The sequence below is a fragment of the Guyparkeria sp. SB14A genome, from assembly GCF_005096345.1.
Classification (GTDB): Bacteria; Pseudomonadota; Gammaproteobacteria; order Halothiobacillales; family Halothiobacillaceae; genus Guyparkeria; species Guyparkeria hydrothermalis.
The window spans coordinates 35,703-62,255 of record NZ_SWAW01000005.1 but is presented as its reverse complement, the minus strand read 5'-3'; the positions used below and the strand labels follow the sequence as shown (position 1 = coordinate 62,255).

Sequence of the window (26,553 nt, the reverse complement as noted above, 5' to 3'; positions counted from 1 at the left end):
TCCATCGATCAAGCGGATCGCTGGGCGTTTGTAATATGCAAACAGTATGCATATTCTGGTCGGCCAGTACCAGCCACGCGGGAGGAGCCCCCGATGCATCGCCACGAATCCCTGCAGCCCCTGTCTCGCGAACACCATCAGACTTTGAAGATCGCACGGCGATTGCAGTGGGGCGAGCCGGATGCGGACCTGCTTCGGGATCTGGCCGAACACCGCGGCGAGCTCGCGGCGCATTTCGTCACCGAAGAGTCCATTGGGCGTCAGGCGTTAAGGCAATGTCCGACGGATTCAACCCTGGCAGGGCAGCTCGATCGGATGCAACGCGAGCACCGCCAGATCGAGGAGCTCTTGACCGAGGTGCTCGATGGCGCCGGCGAGCAATCGAGCTTCCATCGCTTGGGTGAATTACTGGTCACCCACGTGCGGTTCGAGGAACGTGAATTGTTCAATCACTTGCAGGAAGGATGTCTGCCGGGGCAGGCGGGAGAGCCGGCATGAGCGATTGGCGCCACTGGCCCGTCCTCTCGGTCGGGTTTCGCCCCTGGTTTCTGCTGATGCTGGGGTTTGCCACGCTCGCGATGGGGCTCTGGGCCGCGGTCTGGATCGTTGGAGGCTGGGGGGCTGCCATGCAGGGACTGCTCGACGGCGGGCAACTCGATTGGCGCTGGCATGCCCACGAGATGATCTTTGGCGTGGGGGTGGCACTGGTGGCGGGCTTTCTGACCACGGCCGCGCAGAACTGGACCGGCCGGCGCGCCTGGCATCCGGCCGGTCTGCTGGCGGTGCTAGGGATCTGGCTCGCCGCGCGGCTCGCGTTTCTGCTCATGGGGGGCGATCCACTCTGGCCCTACCTGCTCTCGATCGCCGCCGAGCTGGGCATCCTGTTCGTGGTGGCCCGTCTGATCCTGCTGTCCCGCCAATGGCACAACCTGTTGTTCGTCTTGGCGCTGACCGGGATGGTGCTGGCGGATGCGCTGTTCGCCCTGCTGCGGCACGACGGGGGGCTGGCCGGCATCCACGGCTGGCTGGGGCTGCTGCCGATCGTGGCGATGTTGTTGTTCATCGCCCAGCGGGTGGTGCCGCCGTTTTCGGCCAATCGCTTGGGCATTCCGCCGCGGCGCACCGGCCGTTATGTGGCGTTCATCCTGGGTGGTGGGCCGTTGCTGCTGTTCGTTGTCGTGCTCGCCAAACCGATCGTGCCGAACGCCGTGTCGCTGGTCGGGGCGACGATCGCCGCCGTGGTCGCCGTGACCGGCGGTTATGCGCTCACTCGCTGGTGGCACCGCCGGGTGCTTACCGAACCGATGTTGTGGTTACTGTTCCTGGGGGTCTCGGTGGTGCTGCTCGGGCTGGCATGGCTGGCGGGGGTCCTCGTCGGCGTGCCGGCCGGCGGGCTGGACGGCCCGGTGCATGCGCTGGGTCTGGGCATGCTGGTGGTCATGGCGATGGGCATGATGACGCGGGTCAGTGCCGGGCACACGGGGCGCCCGATTCACCTGCCACGATGGCTCCGTCCGATGCTGGTGTTGATGCTGGCGGTGGTGGCCGGACGGCTGCTGTTGCCAATCTGGCCGGGGTTGGAGCCGGCCTGGCTCGCGGTCACCGCCGGTGGGTTGGCGCTGGTCTATCTGGCGATGCTGTTGGTGATTGGCCCCTGGCTGGTCCACGAACGCGCGGATGCCCGTCCGCCGGTGCGCCGGAGTTAACCAGCGGGCCGGTGCCTCAGATCACCTTGGAGAAGCGCTGACCGTCGAGCGTGCCGTGGTACTCGTCGAAGGCCATGCAGACGTTGCGGATCAGCAGCCGTCCGCGCGGTTGAACCTCGATCGAGTCGGGCGTGATGGTGACCAGTTCGTCGCGGGCCATGTCGGCCAGCTCGTCCAGCGCGTCGGCGAAGTGCTCGGCAAAGTCGATGCCGAAACGCGCCTCGACCTCGGGGATCGACAGCCGGAAGTGACAGATCAGCTCGGTGATCACGTACCGGCGCAGCACGTCCTCCTCGGTAATTACCACCCCCTTCTCGATCGGCAGGTGCCCGGCGATCAATGCCTCGTGGTAGGCGGTCAGATCCTTGACGTTCTGGCTGAACGCGCCGCCCACCTGGCTGATCGACGAGGCGCCCATCGCGACCATGTCGCACTCGGCGTGGGTGGAGTAGCCTTGGAAATTGCGCTGCAGCGTGCCTTCGCGCTGGGCGATCGCCAGCGGATCGTCGGGCTTGGCAAAATGATCCATGCCGATCAGCACGTAGCCGGCCTGTTGCAGGTAGCGGATGGTCGAGCCGAGGATGTCGAGTTTCTCCGCCGGGCTGGGCAGGTCGTCGCCCGCGATCCGGCGCTGCGGTTTGAAGCGCTGCGGCAGGTGGGCGTAGTTGAAGATCGACAGCCGGTCGGGGTCGAGTTCGATCACCCGGTCGAGTGTGGCCATGAACCGGTCACGCGACTGGTGCGGCAGTCCGTAGATCAAATCGATGCTCACCCCGTGGAAGTCCTGTTCGCGGGCGGTCTGGACCACTTCGCGGGTCTCCTCGACGCTCTGCACGCGGTTGACCGCCCGCTGCACCTCGGGGTCGAAGTCCTGCACCCCGAGGCTGATGCGGTTGAAGCCGATCTCGCGTAGCAGGCGGATGGTGTCTGCATCGGCCTCGCGCGGGTCGATCTCGATGGAGTATTCGCCGGTGTCATCCGTCTTGAGCGCGAAGTGCTCGCCGGTCTTGGCCATCAGCTCGCGCATCTCGTCGTGCGAGAGGAAGGTGGGCGTACCGCCGCCCCAGTGGAGCTGGTCGACCGGCCGACCGGCATCGAACAGCTCGGCCTGCAGCGCCATCTCCCGGTAGACGTCCTCGAGGTAGGGGCGGGCCTTGGCGCGATCCTTGGTGACCACCTTGTTGCAGGCGCAGTAGTAGCAGACCGTGTCGCAGAACGGGATGTGCACGTACAGCGACAGCGGCCCGCCGGTGGCGTTCGACCGCGCGGCGGCCGCCCGGTAGTCGTCTTCGGTGAAGCCGTCGTGGAACTGCACCGCGGTCGGGTAGGAGGTATACCGCGGCCCGCTGGTGTCGTAGCGGCGGATCAGGTCGGCATCGAAGGGGATCTCGGTCTGGCTCATGGGCGGCGGTCGGCGATTGGTTGAACGAGTGGAATCACATCGGAAGTCTAGCGCCACCCGCATTGCCTCGTCCCCCGAGTAGAATGCTGGGGAATTGGGCCGGTTGGTGTCGGCCGGGCTTTTTTCCCGGTCGCCGACTGGCTATCCTCCGCGACCTTTATCTTGTCCCCGGCGGATCGGTGACAGGGCAGGGTGGACACACAGGAGACGGGGCATGATCGGCGAAATGCTGCAGGGGCTGGATTACTTCGGGACGGCGGTGTTCGCCGTCACGGGCGCCCTGATGGCCGATCGAAAGCGCATGGACATGATGGGCTTTCTGATCCTGGCGACCGTCACCGCCATCGGCGGCGGCACGATACGGGATCTTTTGCTGGATCGGCCGGTCTTCTGGCTGACCCAGTGGGAGTACCTGGTGATCGCCGCGGTGACGGCGATCGTCACCTTCTACGTCAGCAAGCCGTTTCACCAGCGGGCCAACTGGCTGCCCTGGGCCGATGCCGTCGGGCTGGCGGCCTTCTGCGTGATCGGCACCCAGATCGCGCTATCGATGGATGCCAATCCGATGATCGCGGTGATGATGGGCATCATGACCGCCGCCTTCGGCGGGCTGATCCGCGACGTGCTCGCCGGCGAGCCGCCGTTGCTGTTGCACCGGGAGATCTACGCCTCGGCCGCCCTGGTTGGCGGGATCGTCTATGTTCTGTTCGCCCACTGGCTGGACTGGTCGATCGCCGCGGTGATCCTGGGCTTTCTGGTGACGCTGGCCGTGCGCGGGCTGGGTATCCGCTATCACTGGCACCTGCCCTCCGCCGATCGCTAGGGGAAGGTCCGCACGCATCACGAATCAACGCATCACGAGTTCCTCATGAGCAATGCCGTCGAAATCTACGAGCTGGAGAAGACCTACGAGGGTGGCACGCGCGCCCTCAAGGGCATCGAGCTGTCCATCGCCGAGGGTGACTTCTTCGCCCTGCTGGGGCCGAACGGGGCGGGCAAGTCGACCACCATCGGCATCCTCTGCTCGCTGGTGAACAAGACCCACGGGACCGTGCGCGTGTTCGGCCACGATCTCGATCGCGACCGCGCGTGGGTCAAGTCCCAGATCGGCGTGGTGCCGCAGGAATTCAACTTCAACCAGTTCGAGCCGGTCGAGGAGGTCGTCATCAACCAGGGCGGCTTCTACGGCATGACCCGCAAGGCGGCGAAGAAGCGTGCCCACGAACTGTTGAAGCAGTTGGGCCTCTACGACAAGCGCGAGGGCATGGCCCGGGCGCTCTCGGGTGGCATGAAGCGCCGGCTGATGATCGCCCGCGCGCTGGTGCACAGCCCGCGCATGCTGATCCTCGATGAGCCCACCGCCGGGGTGGACATCGAGCTGCGCCGCGGGATGTGGGACTTTCTCACCCAGATCAACAAGCAGGGCACCACCATCATCCTGACCACGCACTACCTCGAGGAAGCCGAGGCGCTGTGCCGCAACATCGCGATCATCAACGAGGGACGGATCGTCGAGCACAGCTCGATGCGGAACCTCCTGGCCAAGCTGTCGCAGGAGACCTTCGTGCTCTACGCCCGCGAGCCGGTGGAATCGCTGCCGGAAATGCCGGTGGTCGGCTCGCGCCTGATCGACGACGAGACCATCGAGGTCGACCTCACCCGCGGTCAGGAACTGACCGGCGTGTTCGACGTGCTGCGTGGCCACGGCATCGTGATCGAACGCATGAAGAACAAGACCAATCGCCTCGAGGAGCTGTTCCTGCGCCTGGTGCAGGACGACGACGAGGCAACGGCCAATGAACAGACCGGAGACCGCGCATGAGCATCCGTTCACAAAGCGAGGCATTCGACCATCAGGGGCCGGGCGACAAGGCAGTCGGCCTGACGCCGCGAGGGGCGTGGAACGCCTTCATGATGCTGCTCACCCGCGAGATCCTGCGCTTCGGCCGGATCTGGGTGCAGACGGTGCTGCCGCCGATGATCATGACCGCGCTCTACTTCGTGGTCTTCGGCCACCTGATCGGCCCGCGCATCGGCGTGATCGACGGGGTGCCCTACATCCAGTACCTGGTGCCCGGGCTGATCCTGATGTCGGTGATCACGCAGAGCTACGCCAATTCGGTGTCCTCGTTCTTCGGCGCGAAGTTCGCCCGTCACGTCGAGGAATTGCTGGTTTCGCCCATGCCCAACTGGCTGATCATCGTTGGCTACGTCGCCGGCGGCGTGGCGCGCGGACTCACGGTCGGTGGGGCAGTGACGCTGGTCGCGCTGCTGTTCGCCGAGTTGTCGGTCCACAGTGTGCTGAACCTGTTCGGCGTGGCGTTGATGACCTCGATCCTGTTCGCCTTGGGCGGGCTGATCAATGCCGTCTACGCGACGCACTTCGATCACATCTCGATCGTGCCGACCTTCGTGCTGACACCGCTGACCTATCTGGGTGGGGTGTTCTACTCGATCAACATGCTGTCCGAGTTCTGGCAGCAGGCCTCGCTCTACAACCCGGTGCTCTACATCATCAATGGCTTCCGTTACGCGATGCTCGGTATCAGCGACGTGCCGGTGTGGAGCACCTATGCCATCCTCGCCGTCGGCATCCTGCTCGCCTACCTTTACGCCCTGCGCCTGTTCCGCAAGGGCATCGGCTTGCGCGGCTGAGGCGCTCTCAGGCAAGGCGCTTTTCCCTCACTCGCTGAGGTAATCGGCCAGCACGATGGCGTGGTTATGCTCCTGGTCCTTCGCCGCGTAAAGCAGCGTGACCGTCCGCTCGGCGGCAATCTGGGCCAGGCGCTCGGCTTCCTGGTTGCCCTCCAATTCCTTGCGGTAGCGGCGGGCAAATTCATCGAAGCGCTCGGGGTCGTGCCCGAACCAACGCCGTAGGGCACCGGACGGGGCGACGTGCTTGAGCCACTCGTCGTGCTCCAGGTCGGTCTTCTTCACGCCCCGGGGCCAGAGCCGATCGACCAGTACCCGGTAGCCATCCCCGCGCTCGGCCGGGTCGTAGACCCGTTTCGTGCGCACCTTGCTCATGGCGTCACCCCCGGATCGTCACCCCTTTGGACCGAACAACCACCAGATGATCAGGCCGAGGACCGGCAGGAACAGGATGATCACGATCCACAGCGCCTTCATGCCCGCCGAGGCCGAACTCTGCGCCACCTTGATGATCGCGTAGATATCCAGGAACAGGATGATCAGGCCGAGCAGGCCGCCAAAGGGAAGTTCGAGCATCGCGTTCTCCTTGCGTGTCGATGGGTGAAGGTCAGAGCGCGCCGGCGCGCCGCTTCTCGAGGTAACGCTGGTGATAGTCCTCGGCCGGCCAGAAGGCCGAGGCCGGGGTGATTTCCGTGACGATCGGCCGGTCGATGGTTGTCTGTGCCTCGTCGCGCACCCGTTCGGCGATCGCGCGTTGTTCATCGCCGTGGGTGAAGATTGCCGAGCGATACTGCGTGCCCACGTCCGGCCCCTGTCGGTTGGGCGTGGTCGGGTCGTGCATGGCAAAGAAGGCGCGCACCAGGGTCTCGTAATCGACCCGGTCGGGGGCGAAGCATACCTCCACCGCCTCGGCATGCCCGGTTTCACCGCTGCAGACCGCCCGATAGTCCGGGTGGTCGACGTGCCCGCCGGTGTAACCCGAGATCACGTCGATCACGCCGGCTACCTGGCGAAAGCGGTCTTCCACTCCCCAGAAACAGCCGGCGGCGAAGGTGGCGACATCGGTTTGCATGATCACGGCCCTGTCCTCGAAATGGGTACCATGCCCAGACGATAGCGCATCCAATCGTGCCGCGCGCATCGAGTCGTGCAGAGTTTCCCAATAGGAGAGCCACGTGCCCGAGCCGACGTTTGATTCACTCGCCGACTGCCTCGACTGGGTCGAGCCACGATTGCTCGAGGCCCACCAAAATAAGCTCGAGCGGGGCCAGCCTGCCGAAATGCCCACGGATATGCCGTGGTGGCCAGCGGGTTACGCGCACGACGCCGAAGCGCGCGCCTTCGAGATTGCCGTCGGTGCCGTGCTAACGCAAAACACCAACTGGAACAACGTCGAGAAGGCGCTGGCCAACCTGCATGCCGCCGAGGTACTGGCCGCCGATCGCATCCTGGCCCTCGACGACGAAACCCTCTCCGACTTGATCCGACCCTCCGGGTTCTTTCGTATCAAGACCCGCCGGCTGCGCGCCATGACCGAGGCCTGGCAGGACGCCGGTGGACGGGTCGGCCTGCAGGCCCGTCCCACCAACGAATTGCGGGAGTGGCTGCTCGGCATCCACGGCGTCGGTCATGAGACCGCCGACGACATCCTCCTCTACGCGCTGGAACGTCCCGTCTGGGTAATCGACACCTACACCCGCCGCTTGTTCCACCGGCTCGGCTTTCCCGAGACCGCCACGAAAAAATACGACCGGTTGGCGGATGACTTGCTGACGCACACCCTTGAGCCAACCGCCCCGCGCCTTGCCCGCTGGCACGGCCTGATCGTCGAGCACGCCAAGGCGCATTGCCGGGTCAAGCCGGTTTGTGGGGACTGCCCGCTGATCGAGCGGTGCGCTTATGGGAGCGGGTTGGAAAAAGGCGAATGACTCCCGCGTGGCGGTTCGAGTCGGACTGACGTCGTGCCTTTGGCAACGAACGGGGGTTCTTGCGGTGTTTGCTGCAGCCGTTGAGTCTTCTGGATTCGCGCGAAGACGGGAGTCCAGCGACTGAATCGGCCGTAGCGTACCTAGAGCCGATACGAATCAAGCGGACCCGGTCCGCCCATCCCCCGCTACAACCAAACCATCCGACCCAACTCGTAGGGATGCAGCAAGGTCTCGTGCGTCGGGACAATCCGCAGCCAATAATCGACTTCGCCGGCCAGATCCTCCGGCAACTGGATTCGATGTCGTCCGCGTATCGGCTCGTCGGTCGATTCGATCAGCTCGCCCACAACGATGCGTCGAAACGCCCCATCACCCAATACCGCCTCACAGCGAAGCGACTGGGGCGGCAGGCCCGGGCTCGTGGTCTCGATCTCTATGGTCAATGAATCGCCTTGCCGCATGATCGATCCGGGCGCGCTGATTACCTTCCCCTCCACACCCGCCCAGTGGGTGGCAAGTCGCTGTTCGACGTCGGCACGCGCTCTAGCGGCCCGATAGCCGTCTTGCGCCAGCAATCGCCCCGCGTCGATGGCCCGTCGGTAGTGACGTTCGGCGTAATCGCGCACCATGCGCGAGGCATTGAACCGCGGCAGGATGGTGGCGATGGCATGTCGCTGCCAGGCAATCCATTCCAGCGGCAGTCCTTCGGGGACATTATCGGCAGGCGCCTCTCGGCGATCGAACAGCGGGATCACCTCGGTCTCGAGCAGCGTCAGCAGGTCATCGGCCTCGCGCACGTCGCGGTCGGCCGCCCCCGGCGTCGGTGAAATGGACCAGCCATTGGCAACCCCCTCGCGGTGATCATGGCCCTCGGCCCACCAACCATCGGCCACGGACAGGTTCAGCACGCCGTTGATACCCGCCTTCTGCCCGGAGGTGCCGGAGGCCTCCATGGGAAATTCCGGCGTGTTCAGCCAGACATCGCAACCGGCTACCAGCCGGCGCGCCAGCCCCATGTCGTAGCCCTCGATCAACAGCACGTGCCCGGCAAAGCGCGGATCAGCGCTTAGTTCATGGACCTCCTTCAACAGCGCCTGGCCCGGCTCGTCGGCGGGGTGGGCCTTGCCGGCAAAGACGAAGACCAGCGGCCGCGGGCTGGTCTCGATCAGGCGGGCAAGCCGTTCGCGCTGCCGAAAGAGCAGGCCGGCCCGCTTGTAGGTGGCGAACCGCCGCGCGAATCCCACCATCAGGAAATCGTCGACCGGCTGCTCCAGTACACGGCAACGTTGCTTGAGGCGCACGTGAGCCTCGCCGAACCGTTCCGATTGGCGCTGCAGACGTGCCTTCAGGTCATCGACCAGATGCGCCTTGGCCGACAGGTGCATGGACCAGAGGCGCGCAGGATCGATGCGCTCGACCAGCTCGCCGATGCCTGCCTCGTGCAGATGGTTTCGCCAGTCGCGGCGGGTGGCATCGAACAGGCGGGTCAGGTCCCGGTTGAGGAAGGTCTCGACGTGAACGCCATTGGTCACGTGCGTGAGGGGATTCTCTTCGGCTGGCACCTCGGGCCAGAAGGCCTGGCTCATCTGCGCGGCAACCGTGCCATGCACCCGGGAAACGCCGTTGTGCTGACGTGAGCCACGCAGGGCCAGGGCGGTCATATTGAAGTGCTTGCCATCATGGGCCGGGTCGGTGCCCAACGACAGCACGGTGGGTGCATCGACACCCAGATCGGCCAGAAACGGTTGGACATGCGCCTCGATCAGATCCGGGGCGAATGTGTCGTGCCCGGCGGGTACCGGCGTGTGGGTGGTGAACAGGGTCGCGGCGGCCACGGCGTGACGGGCCGGATCAAACGCCAATCCGTCCCGTGTGAGCTCCCGCACCCGCTCGAGAATCGAGAAGGCGGCATGCCCCTCGTTGATATGCCAGGCCGACGGCATGATGCCCAGCGCCCGCAAGGCGCGCACGCCGCCCACACCCAGCAGCATCTCCTGCTCGAGCCGACGGCGGCGGTCACCGCCGTAGAGTCGGTGGGTGATCTCCCGGTCCGCGGCCGTGTTGTCGGCCACATCGGTATCCAGCAGGTACACGACCACCCGCCCGACCCGCACTTCCCAGACCTGCGCCGTCACCATCCGTCCCGGGAATTCCACACGCACCTCGACGGGCGCGCTGCCCCGAGTGGCTGGCCGAATCGGCAGGTGGGAGAACTCCAGGTCCTCGAAGCGCGGGTGCTGGCGGCCCTCGGCATCGATGCACTGCTGGAAATAGCCCTGCCGGTACAAGAGCCCCACGCCGACCAACGGCACGCCCAGGTCCGACGCCGCCTTGCAGTGATCTCCCGCCAGAATCCCCAGTCCGCCCGAATAGATGGGCAACGACTCGTGAAAGCCGAATTCCGCGCAGAAATACGCCACCGTCGCGTCCGCGCCGATCACCGAGTCCAGCGCACCGACCCGCTGATCGGCGCAGTGCTCCTCGAACCCCCGCCAGGCCGCCGCCAATTCCGCCAGAAACGCCGAATCGTCCGCCGCTCGATCCAGAGAGGCTTGCGGCACCAATTGCAGGAACCGCACCGGATTACCTTCCACCTGCGCCCAGGTGACCGCATCTACGCGATCGAACAGGTCTCGCACCGCCCGTGAGCGGCTGTAGTGGAGATTGCCTGCCAACTCGTTCAAATGCGTGAGCGCAGGCGGAAGGGAAGGACGAACTTCCATGTGGCGAATGGTGGGCACGGCACGCGTTCTCGATGTGGTGGTTGGCAGAGTGTAGTGCGGCTTTATGACGCCTCGGTAGCGGTCGTCGACGTGGTCGCGGCAAGGAGGGAGAGGTCGGCTGGATGACGAAGCTAAAGTTTCCGCGAGTGGCGCCGATACCTTCCACGGATGCCAGATCCGGGAGTCGAGACCAACCGGCCCGAAGCCCGAGAAAAGCCGAAAAGGCATCCAGCGAAGATCGGATGAAAATCGAGGCTAAAGTTTCTCGCAACTCAGCCGATAAGCTCAGCAAGGCGACCTGAAAGGCGTCTTGTCCAACAAAGGCCAAGGGCCGGAATTTACGCAACGTCGTAAGGGGTTATCATCATGGCAAGTGTCATTAACACCAACATCTTCTCGCTGCAGGGTCAGAACGCACTGCGCGACACCAACAACCAGCTGCAGACTTCCCTGGAGCGTCTGTCCACCGGCCTGCGCATCAACAGTGCCAAGGACGACGCCGCCGGTCTGGCAATCACCAGCCGATTGACCACTCAGATCCGTGGCTCCGAAGTCGCCGCTCGCAACGCGAACGACGGCATCTCCATGGCGCAGACCGCGGAAGGTGCACTGGGTGCACTGACCGACACCATGCAGCGCATGCGTGACCTCGCTGTTCAGGCGGCCAACTCCACCAACAGCGCGAGTGACCGTGAGAACCTCCAGTCGGAGTTCAAGCAGCTCCAGGACGAGCTGGGCCGTATCGTTACCAACACCGAGTTCAACGGTCAGAAGGTTCTGAACGGTGCGATCTCCAACGGCGCAACCTTCCAGGTCGGCGCGAACACTTCGGCCAACAACCAGATCGTGTTCAGCCTTGCCAACGTCTCCACCACCATCGGTGCAGCCCTGTCCACCGCGGCTGCCATCGGCTCGGGTGCCAGCTTCGGCGACATCATGTCCACCATGAGCGCCCTGGACGCGTCGATCACCGCGGTCGACACCACTCGTGCCCAGCTTGGTGCGATCCAGAACCGCTTCGAAGTCACGATCGACAACCTGAACAACTTCATCGTGAACGAGTCGGCTGCCCGCTCGCGGATTCAGGACGCGGACTTCGCCAAGGAAACTGCCAACCTGTCCAAGGCGCAGATCCTGCAGCAGGCCGGTACTTCGGTACTGACCCAGGCCAACCAGGCGCCGCAGTCGGCACTGAGCCTCCTCGGCTAAGATCCGATAGGGAATGGGATGGGCCGGTGACCCTTAAGGGAGCCGGCCTTTTCATCAAAGCGGTGGGATCCTCCGGATTCCCGACAGTCACACCGGAACCCAAGTCGAGAAAATTTGAGTTTGTGTATGCTGTAGCCGCTTGATGCTTGAGGACGAACCCATGAGTTCGATCAACCAGATTTCCATGACGGGCATCCCGTCCGCGATGAGCGGACCGGATGCCTTTTTGTCTTCAGAAAGGGCAAAATCGACCCCGATGGAGTCGAAGGCGCCGACGGCAGCTCCATCGGAGCTGCCGAAGCCCTCGTCCGACCCATCACCTGTCGAGGTCGCGCGCACCAAAAGTGCCGATACTCAGGCAGAAGGGGAAAGAGACAAGTTAAGAGAGGCCATCGAGGCCATACAGGAGAAGCTCAAGCCTGGACCCAGGGCCCTGGACTTTTCCGTTAACGACAAACTGGGGGACGTGGTGGTCAAGGTGGTCGACCCGTCCAACAAGCAGGTGATCCGGGAAATCCCTCCCGAAGAGATCATCGCGATGCGTGAACGTCTCCGCGAGTTCAGCGAGTTGAATCTTTCGGACGTTCTGCCGGCAGGCAGCCTGCTGTCAGACATTTCTTGATTTGAGGTACGACCATGGCAAGTTCCAGCGGTCTTTCCATTTCCGGCGTTGGTAGTGGCCTGGACATCCAGGGCATCGTCAGCCAGCTCGTTCAGGCAGAGGGTGCTCCTCGACGCAATTTGCTCGCCAGCCGCGAGGCCTCCTATGAGGCCACGCTGTCGGGGCTGTCGAAGCTGAAGAGTGCAGCCTCCGAGCTGAGCTCCGCTGCCTTCGATCTGCGCAGCCTGGACACCTTCCGCTCCCGCGCGGTGACGTCCAGCAACGAGGACATCCTGACGGCCACGGCCTCGCCGGGAACGGCGCTGGGGAAATACCAGGTCGAGGTAGGGCAGCTTGCGACGGCGCAGAAGCAGGCCTCGGCCGGCTTTGCCGATTCGACTGCAACGGTGGGTTCGGGGCAGCTGACATTCGATACCAGCAGCAGCTCGTTCAGTGTGGCCGTGGCGGCAGGCGACTCTCTGGCCACCATTCGCGACAAGATCAACGGCGCGAGTGGCAATGACTCGGTGCAGGCCTCGATCCTGAATGTCGACGACGGTGCCGGCGGCACCGAGGCTCGGCTGGTGTTCTCCGCGCGGGAGACGGGTACGGCCAATGCGGTGACCGTCACGGCGACCGATGACGACGGCAACAACACCGATGCCGCCGGTCTCTCGCGGCTGGCATCGGCCAACCTGACCGAGCTTACCGCTGCGCAGGATGCCCAGGTGACGATCGACGGGCTGTCGGTCACCAGCTCCACCAACCAGGTGGACGGGGTGATCGAGGGCATGACCCTGAACCTCAACCAAGCCCAGCCCGGCACCAAGGTGGAAGTGGCCGTCGAGGGTGACAACGGTCCGGTGCTCGAGGCGCTGAACAGCTTTGTCGAGAAGTACAACGCCCTGAACAGTACCTACCGGAATCTGACCGCCTACAACGCGGAGACCGAGCAGGGTGGCGTGTTGCAGGGCGATGCGACCGCGAATGGCATCAACCGTGGCTTGCGGTCGTTGCTGGGCGGTAATATCGGAACGGGCACTATCGATAATCTGGCCGAGATCGGTATTCAGATCGACTCGGAAGGGAAAATGACCCTGGACGAAGCGAAGGCCGAGGAAGCCCTCAACAGCGACAGCCAGGCGGTCAAGGACTTCTTGACGGATCCGACCAACGGTCTCTCGCAGCAGGTGGACGAGCTGCTGCAGCCGTATCTGAGTTTCGACGGCATCATCGACAACCGGACCGACAGTCTCAACCGCTCGATCGACCGTATTGAAGATCAGCGGGCCGCGCTGGACCGTCGTATGGAGAACTATCGAGACAGCCTGACCACGCAGTTCACCGCGATGGATAAGATCGTACAGAACATGCAGTCGTCGGCCAGCTACCTGAGCCGGATCGGCATCAACGTTGGCTCCTGATGCCGATTGATCTTTGCCTGGACCGGCTCAAGTTTTCGCGTCGGTGGCCGATTAACTTGGGTAGAGCGAGGAACGGTAGTCACCCGTTTTCACGCTCGGCGCGACCAGCCAGATAAAAGATATTGCAGGAGACAGTCATGCGAGCCAATCCCTACGCGCAGTACCAGTCCATCGATCTCGAGGCGAAGGTCGAGTCGGCATCGCCGCACGGTCTGATTGGCATGTTGTATGAAGGATTTCTCACGCGGGTCGCTCAGGCTAAGGCCGCGATGCTTGCCGGAAACTTCGAGCAGAAGGGCATCAACGTGACCAAGGCGCACAATATCCTCGGTGGACTCAAAGACGGCTTGAACCCGGAACACAGCCCAGAACTGGCCGAGCGTCTCGGCGAGCTGTACGACTACTGTCAGCGCCGTCTGCTCGACGCCAGTGCCCAGCGCGATGCCGAAGGGTTCGACGAAGTGGCATCGCTGATCCGCGATATCAAGGAAGCTTGGGATGCCATCGAGCCCGAGGTCGCCCAGATGGCCCAGGCCAGCTGAAAGGACCGGGTCGACTAGTCGGGTGCATCCCGGTACGGTCCGGTGAAACTGGGTCCACGCTGATCCGAGGACGGGGCTTGTATGACGAACGCAGTGTCGATTGACTCATTCATCGACGAGCTCGATGGGCTCGGGCGTTCTTTGGACCAGATCGCCTCGCTTCTCGAGGCGGGGCACCAGGAAGAGGCATTGAGCGAGATGGCCGACGGCCTCGATCGGGCCGAGTCGCAGATTGCCGAATTGGTGCTTGAGGCGGAATCGCGCCAACAGCTTGGCGACCCGAGGCTTATTGCCCTGAAGTCGGACTGGCTCGGCCGGTTCGAACGCTTCTTCAGCCTGGTCGAACGAACCCGGCATCAGTTGGACGGTGAAGCCGAGTTACGCTTGTCACGCCACCGCGCAGCAGATGCCTATCTGAAGAACCAGGCTTCCTAACCGGCGCCGCCGGCCGTGCCGCACTTGCACGAGCCGCCGTCCTGCGAGGACGGCGGCTTTTTTGTCTCAGCTTGACTCGCCGGGTGATTCCAGAGCGTTTCGGGCGTCTTTCAGGAATGCCTCGAGTTCGAGCCGGGCGGCCGGCGCGCAGTAGGGCAGATACTGCTCGCAGAACGGGACCCCGTCAGGGATTTCCAGCGCCACGAACAGGCGCACCATCTGCTTGACCCGCTCCACGTCGCCCGGGAACTGCTCGAGGTGGCGCGTCAGGGCGGTGATGCCGGTTTCTGCATCATTTTCCAGCAGGGCCAGTCGAGCCACGAGTCGCCAGTGGCCCGGATTGATACTGGCGGCGGTTTGCAAGACCGTCAGTGCCGTGGCGGGGTCGTTTGCCTCGAGGTTGATATGCGTCAGGCGTAGCAGCGCGTGCTCCAGCAGGACGATGTCGTGCTGCGTGTCCACCTGATCGATCACGCGAGCATGTTGTTCGGCCGCCTCGGGCAGTTCCCCGTCCAGCTCGTGCTTCAAACCGTGCGCATAGTGTGCGTAGGGTCGGGCCGTTTCAGCGTCCTGGTGTCGATCCAATGATTCCGCCAGCGACCGCAACCCTTCCGCTTTTCTACTCGAAAACAGGCGTTCGATCTGTCGCAGGGAGGCTCTTGGCGAACGCTTTTCCCAGTTACGTTGTCGATCCTTCTCGAGCAAACCGTCGATAAGAGTGGCGTAGCTCGACTGCGCTTGTTCGATAGCCGAGGATGCGACCGTGGCTCGATTGGCTTCAAGCCAACGAACACGCTCGGGTTCGTCGTGTTCGACGTATCGGCGGGCGATTTCGTCCGCGGATGCGTTCTGGTCATGCTCCAGCAAGCGGGTGGCCACCCGTTCACGGGCAAGTGCTATTGTGCCGGTCAGGCGGCGCGCTTGCTCCCGAATCGCATCGTAGTACTGGCTGGCGAGGCTCTCGGCCTGGTGGCGGTCGAGTGCAAAGAAGTCGTGTGGCAGCGCGGTTCGCATGATGGCTCGTTTGGCCGCCTGCTGGGCCAAGCGCGCCGCACGCCTGAACCGGCCTTCGAAAAGCCGGTCGATGGCTTGCATGCGGCGTTTGTGGCGTTTCTGCCGGTCAGGGTGGGTGAGGTTGAAGTACGCCTGGTTTGATTCGAGACCCAGTTGGGCGAGGTTGGCCACCTTGCCTAGGTCATTTTCGATGGTCTCCAGGCTTTCGGCCAGCGCGTTCAGGTGGCGTTTGCGTGCCTCGTTGTCCGTGTCTTGCCGCATGCGGTCCAACGGATCACGGTCGAAAGCGGTTGTCGGGACGGCGATGCGGTCCAGCGGGACGTGTTCGATGCCATCGATCACGGCAGCATTGGTGCTCGGATTGATGAATCGGACGGTGTTGGATTGTTCGGCAATTTCCGACATGGCCTGGATGCCGGCAAAGTAGTCCGGCGTGGTCCAGGCCGACTCACCGCTGTTGGTCACGACCGGGAGAGCGCTGAATTCCATGATGGGCCCGGCGGAGGCCTCGCTGCTTCCCGCCGCGTGGGTGCGTCCGTCCGGCGTGTGGCACAGGTCTAGCCCGCAGAAGATGACTTCCCTGAACCCCATGTAGCCGGCGAGCTGGGCGGCCATGTGGGTCACCGTCGGGCCGGCCGAGGAAAGGGCATCCCGGTCGTTGACGGAGTCGTCCGGCCAGGGGACCAACGGCCCCGTGCAGAACAGGGAGTGTGGCCAGCGATTCGTAATGCGGGGGTAGGGATGGCTGCTGGCCATCAGAACGGTCTGTTCCGGGAAGTCAAACATTTGACGACTGACCGTTAGGCTGATCGGGAACGGGTCCACGGTGACCACGATATCCGGCGTGATGCCGACATCCTGCAGTCGGCCGCTGACCCGGGAAACGGCAATAATGAACAGGGTGTCTCGATGCTCGAGCAGCCAGTCGATCTGGTCGTCAAGTGACGGGCCGCCGGCGATGATGACGGCACGTTGGCCGGCAAACAGGTTCTTGAATCGGTCGATACCCCCGTGGAAATTCGGTGCCGAGAGGATGTTGGGCTCGATGAAGGGAGCCAGGTTGAGTTCGGCTGTCTTGCGGAAACGCTCGGCCGTCAGGTGCGCATCGAGATGGGCGGTCAGCTCGATATATTGTGGATCGGTGCCGTCGAGCGCCCCCAGCGAGCGCTCGAGTCTGACGCCGTCGATACGGAAGTAGGCCGGCAGTTGCAGCAGGGCGGCCTGTTCCTGCCATTCGTTGAAGCCGACCAGCTGGACGAAATCATCACAGAGCGCACTGATGGCGGGGTTCTGGCGCAGCGTCTGGAGAATGTCCTCGGGTTCGATGATCAGCCAGCGACTCCCCCGCGGCATGGGGGCGTGTTCGCGGATATAGCGCAGCAGCTGGCCGGAATCGCTGCCGATGATGACGTACAGTCGATCTTCCTGGTGCAGTCGGTCGCCGAAGTGTTCCGCCAGAACCAACTGGGCATGGCTCTTGCTTCTCTTGTCACCGGTCTCCGGCGTGGCACCTTGCTGTGCACCGAAGTGGCGGGCATTGATGGACGGCAATATCCAGTCGCCCTGCTGCGTCTGGAGCCATTCACGGGAGGACGTCAGGCTGCCCCGGTAGTCGGGAGTTGTTGTCGACGAGCGTTCGGCGGTCGTCATGTATGGTTGTCCCTGTGCTGATCGTTCAGTGCGGCCGGACGCCGGCCGAGACGGGCCATGTCCGCGGCCCGGTCCAAGGTCAAGGATACATAACCCGCCGTTGGGCAAGGGAACACTTAAGGAACACGACGAGCGATGTTTGAGGATAAATCGATTTTGATCACCGGGGGCACCGGCTCCTTCGGCCAGCTCATGGTCTCCACGCTGCTGGAGCAGCACAGTCCACGTCGTGTGATCGTCTATTCGCGGGACGAACTCAAGCAGTTCGAGATGCAGCAGCGCTTTACCGACTCGCGCATGCGTTTCTTCCTCGGCGACGTGCGCGATCGCGAGCGCTTGCAGCAGGCGATGCAGGGGGTGGACTACGTCATCCATGCCGCCGCCCTCAAGCAGGTGCCGGCGGCCGAGTACAACCCGACCGAATGCATCAAGACCAACGTGCACGGCGCGGAGAACGTGATTCAGGCTGCCCTGCAGAACGATGTTCGCCGGGTGGTCGCCCTGTCGACCGACAAGGCGGCAAACCCGATCAACCTCTACGGCGCGACCAAGCTGGCCTCGGACAAGCTGTTCGTCGCCGCGAACAACATGGCCGGCGGCCACCCGACGCGCTTCTCGGTGGTCCGGTACGGCAATGTCGTGGGCTCGCGCGGTTCGGTGGTACCGTTCTTCCGTCGCCTGATCGCCGAGGGTGCCGATCACCTGCCGATCACGCACGAGGACATGACCCGCTTCTGGATCACGCTGCAGGAGGGTGTCGATCTGGTCATCGATGCATTCCGGCGCATGCACGGTGGGGAGATTTACGTCCCCAAGCTGCCGTCGGTGCGCATCACGGATCTCGCCCGTGCGTTGGCACCCGACTTGCCGCAGCGAATCGTGGGCATCCGCCCCGGCGAGAAGCTCCACGAGATCATGTGCCCGGCGGACGACTCGCACCTGACCCTCGAGTTCGACGACCACTTCGTCATCCGGCCGACGATCACCTTCACCGGACGTAACAACGATTTCGAAACCAATGCGGTAGGCGAGACCGGGCGCCCGGTCGAGATCGGCTTCGAGTACAACTCGGGCAGCAACGATCACTTTCTCGACGAGGACGAGATTCTCGCCTTCAACGAGAGGGCGGGCGTGTGATCCCCTACGGCCGTCAGGATATCCGCCAGGAGGACGTCGACGCGGTCGTGGAGGTGCTCCACTCGGATTTTCTCACCCAGGGGCTGGTGGTGCCGCGCTTCGAAGAGGCGGTGGCCCGGCGGGTGGACGCCCGTTACGGGCTGGCGGTCAACAGTGCCACCTCAGCGTTGCATGTCGCCTGCCTGGCGCTCGGGCTGGGCGAGGGCGACTGGCTGTGGACCACGCCCGTGACCTTCGTGGCCTCGGCCAACTGCGGTCTCTATTGCGGGGCGAAGGTCGACTTCGTCGACATCGATCCGGCCACCCACAACCTCTCTCCGCAAGCGCTGGCGGTCAAGCTCGAGGCCGCCGAGCGTGAGGGGTGCCTGCCGAAGGTGCTGGTGGCCGTGCACCTCAGCGGCCAGCCATGCGACATGGCGACAATTCACGAGCTGTCCCGGCAGTACGGTTTCCGCATCATCGAGGATGCCTCGCATGCCATCGGCGGCCGGTACCGTGACGAACCGATCGGCAACGGTCGTTACAGCGATGTCAGTGTGTTCAGTTTCCATCCGGTCAAGATCGTCACCACCGGCGAGGGCGGCATGGCCGTCACCAACGACGAGGCGCTTGCCGAGCGCATGGCCCTGCTGCGCAGCCACGGCGTGACCCGGGATCCGGATCGCATGACGCACGCGCCGGACGGTCCCTGGTACTACCAGCAGGTCGAGCTGGGCTTCAACTACCGCATGACCGAAATGCAGGCCGCATTGGGACTGTCGCAGATGGAGCGGCTGGATGCGTACGTGGCCCGTCGTCACGAGCTGGCCGAGCGCTACGACCGCCTGCTTGCCGGCCTGCCGGTGATCACGCCATGGCAGCACCCGGACGGTTATTCGGGTCGGCACCTTTACGTCATCCGCCTGGAGCTCGATCGCATCGAACCCGGTCATCGGGCGGTGTTCGACTCACTACGGGAGCAGGGTGTCGGCGTCAACCTGCACTACATCCCGATCCACCTGCAGCCGTGGTATCGGCAGTTCGGCTTCGAGCCGGGCGATTTCCCGCAAGCCGAGCGCCATTACGCCGAAGCGATCAGTCTGCCGTTGTTCCCGACCATGACCGAGACGCAGCAGGACCAGGTGGTCGCTGCGCTCAAGAAGGCGCTCGCCGCATGAGAGTGGCCGTCATTCCCGCGCGCGGCGGCAGCAAGCGCATCCCGCGCAAGAACATCCGACCGTTCTGCGGCAGGCCGATGATTGCCTGGTCGATCGAGGCGGCGCTGTCCAGTTGCTGTTTCGATCGGGTGATTGTTTCCACCGACGATGACGAGATCACCGCGATGGCCGAGCGCCATGGGGCGGAGGTGCCGTTCCGGCGTCCACAAGCCTTGGCCGACGACTACACCGGCACTGTCCCGGTGGTCGCTCACGCGGTCGAATGGCTGCAGGAAAACGGCTCGGCACCCGATGCGGTCTGCTGCCTTTATGCCACGGCTCCCTTTGTCCGTGCGACCGATTTGCGACGGGGGCAGAAGGCCCTGGAACAGTCGGGTGGCGATTACGCCTTTTCCGTGACCAGTTACGCTTTCCCCATCCAGCGCGCCCTGCGGATTACCGACGCCGGTCGAGTCGCCATGTTCCAGCCCGAATACGCCACGACCCGTTCCCAGGACCTCGAGGAGGCCTGGCACGACGCCGGTCAGTTCTACTGGGGGCGAAGCGAGGCGTGGCTCGCGAACAGGGCGATCATGACAGCCGATGCCGTCCCGGTTGTCCTGCCGCGGGAGCGCGTGCAGGACATCGATACCCCCGAGGACTGGCGCCGGGCTGAATGGCTGTTCAACGCGATGCAGGCCGAGTCGGGCGAGGGGCGATGACCGATCGGGAGGCCATCGTCTTTCGCACCGATGCCTCGGTGCAGATCGGTACCGGACACGTGATGCGCTGCCTCACGCTGGCTGACGCACTCCGCGATCAGGGGCGGGAGTGCCACTTCATTTGTCGGGAACATCCCGGCCACCTGATCGAGTCCATCCGATCGCGCGGTTTTCCGGTGCATGTCCTGCCGGTTTCCAACGAGACGCGTGAGCAAGACGTGACACTAGGGACTGCCCATGCCATGTGGCTGGGTGTCCCTTGGGATATCGATGCCGAACAAACCGCCGACGTCGTCCGTCGGCTCCATCCGCGCTGGGTGGTGGTTGACCACTATGCGCTCGACGCTCGTTGGGAGGCGTTGGTGGTCCCACAGGGCAGTCGGCTGATGGTGCTGGACGATCTGGCCGACCGTTCTCACCAGGCCGACGTGCTGCTCGACCAAAACCTGGGCCGCCAAGCGGATGATTATGCCGATCTCGTGCCCGAGCGCTGCCGGCCCCTGATCGGGCCGCGCTATGCGCTGTTGCGCCCGGAGTTCGCCCGTCTGCGCGAGGACAGCCTGCGGCGCCGGCGGTCGCCTCGGCTGAAGCGGCTACTGGTCAGCATGGGCGGTATGGACAAGGACAACGTCACCGGCAAGGTCCTCGACGCGCTTCGCGCCGCGCCCCTGTCGGCTGATTTACAGATCGACGTGGTGATGGGCGGTAACGCCCCGTGGTTACGACAGGTTCGGGATCAGGCTACCGCCATGCCGTGGCCGACACGGGTGATGGCCGATATCCCCGACATGGCGCAGCGGATGGTCGAGGCGGACCTGGCCATCGGTGCGGCGGGCAGCACCTCCTGGGAGCGTTGTTGTCTTGGCCTGCCGGCCGTGATGGTGGTGCTGGCCGAAAATCAGCGGGGTATCGCTGCGGCATTGGCCGCAACCGGTGCCTGCATCTGCCTGGATGATGCAGGCGCGTTGACGGAGCTTCCCGAGCGCTGGAGCGCATGGGCCCAGCCGGGCACGCTGCGCGCCATGTCCCGGGCCAGTGCCTCGGTTACCGACGGCGAGGGAGCGGCAAGAGTGTGTCAGCAGCTGAACCAGGAGGCGTGATGTCGAGCGAATCGGGTAGTGGTGGTCTGAGGCGCATGCATGCCGGGGATCTGGACCGGGTCCTCGCGTGGAGGAATCACCCCGAGGTCCGTCGATACATGTACACCCAGCATGTCATCGGCCGGGACGAGCACCAGGCGTGGTTCGAGCGTGCCCATGCCGACCCGAGCAAGCACCTGCTGGTCTTCGAACGAGAGGGGCAGCCCGGCGGGTTCGTCAACGTGACGATCGTGGACGAGATCGCCCGGCGGGCGGAATGGGGTTTCTACCTGGCGCCGGACGCTCGCCGGGGGAGCGGCAGCCGGCTCGGAGAACAGACGTTGGCTTACGTGTTTGGTGACCTGAAGCTGCACAAGCTCTGTGGCGAGGCGCTGGCCTACAATGAGCGCTCGGTTCGCTTTCACGAACGCCTCGGCTTCCGGCAGGAGGCCCGGCTGCGTGATCACCATTTCGACGGCAGCCGCTATCACGATGTGATCGGTTTCGGGTTGCTGGCAGCGGAATGGTTACGGGGATCAGGATCTGAGGTCCGATGAGAATGCCAAGTATTGAAATCGCCGGTCGCCGCATTGCGGTGGACGAACCGCCCTATGTCATCGCCGAGCTCTCGGCTAACCACAACGGTCGCCTCGACACCGCTCTCCGGATCATCGACGAGGCCAAGGCGGCCGGGGCCGATGCGATCAAGTTGCAGACCTACCGCCCGGATACCATCACGCTCGACAGTGACAGTGCCGACTTTCGCATCGAGGGAGGTCTGTGGGACGGACGCACCCTCTACGAGCTGTACGAAGAGGCCCACATGCCCTGGGAGTGGCACCAGCCGCTGTTCGAGCACGCCCGCAAGCTCGGGATTACCATTTTCAGTTCGCCGTTCGACGCCACAGCGGTCGACCTGCTGGAGGATCTCGGTGCGCCGGCCTACAAGATCGCCTCGTTCGAAGCCGTCGATCTGCCGCTGATCGACTATGTCGCGCGCACCGGCAAGCCGATGATCATTTCCACGGGCATGGCCGATGCAGAGGAAATCCGGGAGGCGATCGATGCTGCCCGTTGCGCGGGCTGCGAGCAGCTAGCCATCCTGCACTGCGTGAGCGGCTATCCCGCTCCGCCGGGAGACTACAATCTGCGCACCATCCCCGACATGATCGAGCGTTTCGGTCTGGTCACTGGCCTGTCCGATCACACCATCGCCAATACCACCGCCATTACCAGCGTCGCACTTGGTGCCTCGATCATCGAAAAGCATTTCACCCTGGACAGGAACGGCGGTGGTCCGGATGACAGCTTCTCCCTGGAGCCTGCCGAGCTCAACGCCCTGTGTCGGGATGCGCGGATCGCGTGGGAAGCATTGGGAGAAATCGACTATGGCAGGAAGTCCAGCGAGCAGGGCAACGCGCAGTTCCGCCGCTCGCTCTACTTCACACAGGACCTGCGTGCCGGGGATACGGTGTCAGCCAATGCCGTGGCAAGCGTGCGGCCGGGCTTCGGCCTCGCGCCCAAGCACCTCCACAAGGTGATTGGCTGCCGGGTGGACCAGGACGTGCAGCGGGCCACCCCGGTGGACTGGGCGGTACTGGACGACGGCGAGCGGGAGTAATTCCGGTCCATCGGATCCCCGGCCGGGGATCGTAGCGACTCAGCCGGCCTGTTTCGCTGCTACGTCGGCAATGTGAGGCATGGCCACATTCAGCTTCCTGGCCTGCGACAGCGCCCTCTCCATCCGCTGCGGCGCGGACCGGCCCATGCACTGGTGCCGTGGGTCGCCGTCGAAGCCTTTCACCATGCCCTTGATCAGGCGCTCGTGGTCGAAGGTCTTGCCTACCTTCGCTTCCTGCAGGGCGATGACGTCCGCCGCGATGTCGCGGGCCAGTTGCTGGTGGTTGGTCCACAGGTCCTCGACGTCGCCGCCGGTCTCGAGTCCGGCGATGTTGGTGGTCAGGATGTAGACGTTCTTGATCACCAGTTCCTCAAGCATGTCGCTGCTGTCATCAACGCGATGGGCGGGGATGTCGAGCGATTGCATCGCGGCGACCAGCGCGTCGGCCCTGGAGCCGTGGACCGGCGAGGAGATCAGCGGCTTGACTGGTTTGCCGGGCTTTTTCTCGAACCAGATCGAGGCGACGGTGGGCGTCTCGATGCCGTGCTTGCGCCAGTCGTCGGGCAAGAGTTCGTTCTGGATCAGCACCAGGCGGTCGTACCACGCGTGGGGTATCTGTTCGAGCACCGAATCGAGGTCTTTTTCGCCGACGGCGACCAGCAGGCCATCGAGGAACGGGCGGGCGGAGAGTGCGGCCTGGATGTTGAAGTCGCGACCGATCGGGAAGACCGGGTGACCGGTTTTCAGCAGACCGTGGGCGAGCACGCCGCCGATCTCGCCGGCGCCGATCAGACCCCATTCGGTGGCAAACGACTGGGTCATGGAAGTCTCCTTTTAGTCTTGTTCGTCTTCGTCGGGGATCAGTAGCTGCCCCGCGGTCAGGATCTTTTCCAGCAGGATGCGTGCGCTGGCGTTGCTGGCGCGCTCGGCGAGTGCCTCGCCGGAGACGTGGACGTGTTGAGTCAGCAGGCGGGCGAGTGGCAGGGACTCGGCGTCGAGTTCGTGACTCTGCCCGTCGATGCACAGGTGGCCCGGGTCGTCGCCCCCGGAATCGGCCACGGGTTCGAGCAGCAGCCAGCGCGAGGCCGGGGTGCGCTGCAGCTCGCTGATCTCGTGCAGGTGGTCGAGGATGCCGACGATCTCCTCCTCGTGATAGCGCGGATAGAGGTCGGCGTGATCGACGGGGCGCTCGGTCAGCGTCTCCGCGATCAGGCGGTCAAGCTGGTTGGCATCGGCCGTCATCGCCTCGAGCACCCACTCGCGCAGTCGCTGGCGCGTGGCCGGATCGAGTTCGCCGGGGTTGTCGCTCGGCGACAGATCGGGGTCACGGTAGCGAACCTCGGGGGCAAGCGTCGCCAGTCGGTCGCAGACGCCGCCGACGAGGTCGGCCTGGGTGGGGGCACGGAATCCGATCGACCAGGTCATGCAGTCGTCGAGCGCGACGCCGTGATGGGGGATGCCGGGTGGCAGGTAGAGCATGTCGCCTGGTTCGAGCACCCATTCGTCCGTCGGGGTGAAGTCGGTCAGGATTCGTACGTCCAGTCCTTCGCGGTAGGCGGTGTGGACCGGCGGGTTCTCGATTTGCCAGCGGCGACGGCCGTGGGCCTGAAGCAGGAACACGTCGTAGTCGTCGATATGCGCGCCCACCGAGCCGCCCGGCGGGGCATAGGAGATCATCAGGTCGTCGATGCGCCAGTCGGGGACGAAGCGGAACCGCTCGACGACCTCCATCAGCTCGGGGACCAGCTTTTCGCAGTCGGTGACCAGCAGGGAATAGCCGTCGTCGGGGAGGGCGCGGAAGTCGTCCTCGGTGAACGGGCCCATTTTCATTCGCCAGTCGCGCTCGTCGCCGTGTTCCAGGATCAGGCGCGAGGGGGCGTCCGCCTCGCAGGCCAGTCCGGCCAGTTCCTCCGGAGAGATCGGGGTCTCGAAGTCGGGGAAGGCGCCGCGGATCAGCACCGGCTTTTTCTGCCAGTAATCCCGCAGGAACGTCTCGATGCTGAGGTCGCCGAGGACGTGATTGCTGGAGTCGTGCGTCGATGCGGACATGGCCATTTCCCTGCGAGTGGGTGGGTGTGCGCAAGTCTAACGGATAACGCTGGCCGTTGAGAGCATGCGCCCATGGCGGGCGCGGCTTTTGGGGCTGAGCCGTTGTGTGGCAAGAAAAAGGCGCGCTCGAGGCGCGCCGTTGGTGAAGTCGCATCGGCTCCTCGATCAGACCGATCGTTACTTCTCCAGCCGGTTCAACCCGATCGCCCGCATGATGTACTTCTCGTACAGCGGCTCGGAGGTGCCCTTCTTCATCTTGCGGATAAAGTATTTCTCGAAGGCGATCTTCGCCAGGTGCACCCAGCGGCCGGCGGCGAACCAGTTGACGTTGCGCGGCGGGATCTGGGGCAGGGCGATGAAGGCCGCGCCTCGGTCACCGAAGTCGGCCAGGCAGATGGCCTGCCAGGAGCCCTTGGAGTTGGGCTCGCCCTCGCCGGTCAGTTCCGCCTTTATGTTGTGAACGATGGCCGTCACCATCGACTCGATCATGTAGCCGGTCTTGGGCGCGCCGGTGGGCACGGTGGTCTTCTCCACCGGCGGGATGGCGATGGCGACCCCGGCGGCGAAAATGTTCTTGTGGTTCGGGTTGCGCTGGTAGTCGTCGACCTGCACGAAGCCACGCGGGTTACACAGCCCCTCGACGTTCGCTACGCAGTCGACGCCCTTGAAGGCGGGCAGCATCATCGAGTGGTGGAACGGCAGGGCATGGGTCTGCCTGACCTCGCCGTCCTCGTTGAGCTCCTCGACGTGCATGGTGCCGTCTTCGACCCGCGTGGTGCGAGCGTTGGTGATCCACTTGATGTCGTGGGAGCGCATCTCCGATTCGAGCATGCCCTTCGAGTCGCCCACGCCACCGAGCCCCAGATGCCCGATGTAGGGTTCGGCGGTGACGAAGGTGATCGGCACCTTGTGGCGCAGCTTTTTCTTGCGCAGCGCCGAATCGAGGATGAAGGCGTACTCGTAGGCCGGCCCGAAGCAGCTCGCACCCGGCATGGCACCGACGATCACCGGGCCGGGGTTTTCCACCAGTCGCTTGAAGTCATCGTAGGCCTGCTCGGCGTGATCGATGGTGCAGACCGATTCGGTGTGCCCGCCATGCGGGCCGGCGCCCTCGACCTCGTCGAACATCAGCTTGGCGCCGGTGGTGATGATGAGGTAGTCGTAATCCACCGTCTCGCCGTCGGCCAGCTCCAGGCGGTTTTCCTCGGCATCGATGCGCTCGACCGACTGGGCGATGAAGCCGATGTGCTTGCGTTCGAGATAGGGCGCGATCGGGAAGGTGATGTCGTCGCGGTTGCGCCAGCCGACCGCCACCCAGGGGTTTGACGGCACGAACTGGAAGTAGGGTTCGGCGTTGATGACCGTGATGCGATGTTCGTCGCCCAGTGCCTCGCGGGCCTCGTAGGCGGCGGGCAGGCCACCGATGCCGGCGCCCAGAATGACGATATGTGCCATGACGTGCTCTCCCTGTTCGTGACGATCTTTTTGCGATCGATACCGTTGTCCCGATTGTTCCCCCGTGG

General features: G+C 64.2%; 26 protein-coding genes. 17 read left to right on the top strand and 9 right to left on the bottom strand.

Annotated features, from left to right (window positions below; all coding sequences use genetic code 11):
* The first annotated feature begins 93 nt into the window (after window positions 1-93).
* Window positions 94-498 carry a hemerythrin domain-containing protein gene (locus tag FAZ79_RS03540; RefSeq protein ID WP_136866606.1) on the top strand — a complete coding sequence of 135 codons (405 nt, stop codon included), beginning with the start codon at window positions 94-96 and terminating at the stop codon, window positions 496-498.
* A complete protein-coding gene (locus FAZ79_RS03535) occupies window positions 495-1,706 on the top strand; it encodes an NnrS family protein (protein WP_169303553.1) in 1,212 nt (403 codons plus the stop codon). Before FAZ79_RS03540 ends, FAZ79_RS03535 begins: the two co-directional genes overlap by 4 nt.
* Window positions 1,707-1,722: 16 nt before the next feature.
* Here FAZ79_RS03535 and hemN read toward each other — a convergent pair whose 3' ends face one another.
* Window positions 1,723-3,108: an oxygen-independent coproporphyrinogen III oxidase gene (hemN, locus tag FAZ79_RS03530; protein WP_136866604.1), complete on the bottom strand. Its 1,386-nt coding sequence runs from the start codon at window positions 3,106-3,108 to the stop codon at window positions 1,723-1,725.
* Between the two features lie 214 nt (window positions 3,109-3,322).
* Between hemN and FAZ79_RS03525 the strand changes: the two genes are divergently transcribed.
* The 3 genes from FAZ79_RS03525 to FAZ79_RS03515 are packed head-to-tail and all read left to right on the top strand — an operon-like array spanning window position 3,323 to window position 5,763.
* Complete coding sequence (locus FAZ79_RS03525; RefSeq protein WP_136866603.1) at window positions 3,323-3,931, top strand: trimeric intracellular cation channel family protein; 609 nt, start codon at window positions 3,323-3,325, stop codon at window positions 3,929-3,931.
* A gap of 45 nt (window positions 3,932-3,976) precedes the next feature.
* Window positions 3,977-4,930, top strand: a complete 954-nt coding sequence (locus FAZ79_RS03520) for an ABC transporter ATP-binding protein (protein ID WP_136866602.1) — start codon at window positions 3,977-3,979, stop codon at window positions 4,928-4,930.
* Window positions 4,927-5,763 (top strand): ABC transporter permease, encoded by an 837-nt coding sequence (locus FAZ79_RS03515; RefSeq protein ID WP_197039217.1) that lies wholly within the window; start codon window positions 4,927-4,929, stop codon window positions 5,761-5,763. The genes FAZ79_RS03520 and FAZ79_RS03515 overlap by 4 nt, the downstream gene beginning before the upstream one ends.
* Window positions 5,764-5,790: 27 nt before the next feature.
* Here the strand turns inward: FAZ79_RS03515 and FAZ79_RS03510 are convergent, their stop codons facing one another.
* From FAZ79_RS03510 to msrA, 3 genes are read right to left on the bottom strand one after another with little or no spacing between them, the layout of a single operon-like run.
* Window positions 5,791-6,135, bottom strand: coding sequence for a DUF488 domain-containing protein (locus FAZ79_RS03510; protein ID WP_136866601.1), 345 nt, complete (start codon window positions 6,133-6,135; stop codon window positions 5,791-5,793).
* An 18-nt stretch (window positions 6,136-6,153) separates the two neighbouring features.
* Window positions 6,154-6,336, bottom strand: coding sequence for a PLD nuclease N-terminal domain-containing protein (locus tag FAZ79_RS03505; RefSeq protein WP_136866600.1), 183 nt, complete (start codon window positions 6,334-6,336; stop codon window positions 6,154-6,156).
* Between the two features lie 31 nt (window positions 6,337-6,367).
* Window positions 6,368-6,832: a peptide-methionine (S)-S-oxide reductase MsrA gene (msrA, locus tag FAZ79_RS03500; RefSeq protein WP_136866669.1), complete on the bottom strand. Its 465-nt coding sequence runs from the start codon at window positions 6,830-6,832 to the stop codon at window positions 6,368-6,370.
* Between the two features lie 103 nt (window positions 6,833-6,935).
* Between msrA and FAZ79_RS03495 the strand changes: the two genes are divergently transcribed.
* Entirely contained in the window at window positions 6,936-7,688 is a 753-nt protein-coding gene (locus FAZ79_RS03495) for an endonuclease (RefSeq protein WP_136866599.1), read from the top strand.
* A 185-nt stretch (window positions 7,689-7,873) separates the two neighbouring features.
* Here the strand turns inward: FAZ79_RS03495 and glgP are convergent, their stop codons facing one another.
* Window positions 7,874-10,411, bottom strand: coding sequence for an alpha-glucan family phosphorylase (glgP, locus tag FAZ79_RS03490; RefSeq protein ID WP_136866598.1), 2,538 nt, complete (start codon window positions 10,409-10,411; stop codon window positions 7,874-7,876).
* A gap of 366 nt (window positions 10,412-10,777) precedes the next feature.
* Here glgP and FAZ79_RS03485 point away from each other — a divergent pair, with 366 nt between their 5' ends.
* The 5 genes from FAZ79_RS03485 (at window position 10,778) to FAZ79_RS03465 (ending at window position 14,622) form a co-directional block, all read left to right on the top strand.
* Complete coding sequence (locus FAZ79_RS03485; protein ID WP_136866597.1) at window positions 10,778-11,620, top strand: flagellin; 843 nt, start codon at window positions 10,778-10,780, stop codon at window positions 11,618-11,620.
* 160 nt (window positions 11,621-11,780) lie between these two features.
* On the top strand, window positions 11,781-12,242 hold the full coding sequence (locus tag FAZ79_RS03480) for a flagellar protein FlaG (RefSeq protein WP_169303552.1): 462 nt from the start codon (window positions 11,781-11,783) through the stop codon (window positions 12,240-12,242).
* Between the two features lie 14 nt (window positions 12,243-12,256).
* Entirely contained in the window at window positions 12,257-13,645 is a 1,389-nt protein-coding gene (gene fliD / locus FAZ79_RS03475) for a flagellar filament capping protein FliD (RefSeq protein WP_136866595.1), read from the top strand.
* Window positions 13,646-13,782: 137 nt separating this feature from the next.
* Window positions 13,783-14,187: a flagellar export chaperone FliS gene (gene fliS, locus FAZ79_RS03470; RefSeq protein ID WP_136866594.1), complete on the top strand. Its 405-nt coding sequence runs from the start codon at window positions 13,783-13,785 to the stop codon at window positions 14,185-14,187.
* Between the two features lie 81 nt (window positions 14,188-14,268).
* The gene (locus tag FAZ79_RS03465) at window positions 14,269-14,622 is read left to right on the top strand and encodes a hypothetical protein (RefSeq protein WP_136866593.1); all 354 of its coding nucleotides are present in this window, start codon (window positions 14,269-14,271) and stop codon (window positions 14,620-14,622) included.
* A 66-nt stretch (window positions 14,623-14,688) separates the two neighbouring features.
* Here FAZ79_RS03465 and FAZ79_RS03460 read toward each other — a convergent pair whose 3' ends face one another.
* Window positions 14,689-17,286 (bottom strand): 6-hydroxymethylpterin diphosphokinase MptE-like protein, encoded by a 2,598-nt coding sequence (locus FAZ79_RS03460; RefSeq protein ID WP_136866592.1) that lies wholly within the window; start codon window positions 17,284-17,286, stop codon window positions 14,689-14,691.
* A 135-nt stretch (window positions 17,287-17,421) separates the two neighbouring features.
* Here FAZ79_RS03460 and pseB point away from each other — a divergent pair, with 135 nt between their 5' ends.
* Genes pseB through pseI form a run of 6 tightly spaced genes read left to right on the top strand, consistent with a single transcriptional unit; the run spans window position 17,422 to window position 22,981 of the window.
* The gene (pseB, locus tag FAZ79_RS03455; RefSeq protein WP_136866591.1) at window positions 17,422-18,423 is read left to right on the top strand and encodes a UDP-N-acetylglucosamine 4,6-dehydratase (inverting); all 1,002 of its coding nucleotides are present in this window, start codon (window positions 17,422-17,424) and stop codon (window positions 18,421-18,423) included.
* On the top strand, window positions 18,420-19,580 hold the full coding sequence (gene pseC, locus FAZ79_RS03450; RefSeq protein WP_136866590.1) for a UDP-4-amino-4,6-dideoxy-N-acetyl-beta-L-altrosamine transaminase: 1,161 nt from the start codon (window positions 18,420-18,422) through the stop codon (window positions 19,578-19,580). Before pseB ends, pseC begins: the two co-directional genes overlap by 4 nt.
* Window positions 19,577-20,281: a pseudaminic acid cytidylyltransferase gene (gene pseF, locus FAZ79_RS03445; protein WP_136866589.1), complete on the top strand. Its 705-nt coding sequence runs from the start codon at window positions 19,577-19,579 to the stop codon at window positions 20,279-20,281. Before pseC ends, pseF begins: the two co-directional genes overlap by 4 nt.
* On the top strand, window positions 20,278-21,381 hold the full coding sequence (gene pseG, locus FAZ79_RS03440; protein ID WP_136866588.1) for a UDP-2,4-diacetamido-2,4,6-trideoxy-beta-L-altropyranose hydrolase: 1,104 nt from the start codon (window positions 20,278-20,280) through the stop codon (window positions 21,379-21,381). Before pseF ends, pseG begins: the two co-directional genes overlap by 4 nt.
* Window positions 21,381-21,917 (top strand): UDP-4-amino-4,6-dideoxy-N-acetyl-beta-L-altrosamine N-acetyltransferase, encoded by a 537-nt coding sequence (gene pseH / locus FAZ79_RS03435; RefSeq protein ID WP_211238786.1) that lies wholly within the window; start codon window positions 21,381-21,383, stop codon window positions 21,915-21,917. Before pseG ends, pseH begins: the two co-directional genes overlap by 1 nt.
* Before the next feature lie 2 nt (window positions 21,918-21,919).
* A complete protein-coding gene (gene pseI, locus FAZ79_RS03430) occupies window positions 21,920-22,981 on the top strand; it encodes a pseudaminic acid synthase (protein WP_136866587.1) in 1,062 nt (353 codons plus the stop codon).
* A 39-nt stretch (window positions 22,982-23,020) separates the two neighbouring features.
* Here pseI and FAZ79_RS03425 read toward each other — a convergent pair whose 3' ends face one another.
* The 3 genes from FAZ79_RS03425 to FAZ79_RS03415 form a co-directional block, all read right to left on the bottom strand.
* A complete protein-coding gene (locus FAZ79_RS03425; protein WP_136866586.1) occupies window positions 23,021-23,803 on the bottom strand; it encodes a hypothetical protein in 783 nt (260 codons plus the stop codon).
* 12 nt (window positions 23,804-23,815) lie between these two features.
* Window positions 23,816-25,030, bottom strand: a complete 1,215-nt coding sequence (locus FAZ79_RS03420) for a cupin domain-containing protein (protein WP_169303550.1) — start codon at window positions 25,028-25,030, stop codon at window positions 23,816-23,818.
* A gap of 177 nt (window positions 25,031-25,207) precedes the next feature.
* The gene (locus tag FAZ79_RS03415) at window positions 25,208-26,485 is read right to left on the bottom strand and encodes an FAD-dependent oxidoreductase (RefSeq protein WP_136866584.1); all 1,278 of its coding nucleotides are present in this window, start codon (window positions 26,483-26,485) and stop codon (window positions 25,208-25,210) included.
* Window positions 26,486-26,553: the final 68 nt, after the last annotated feature.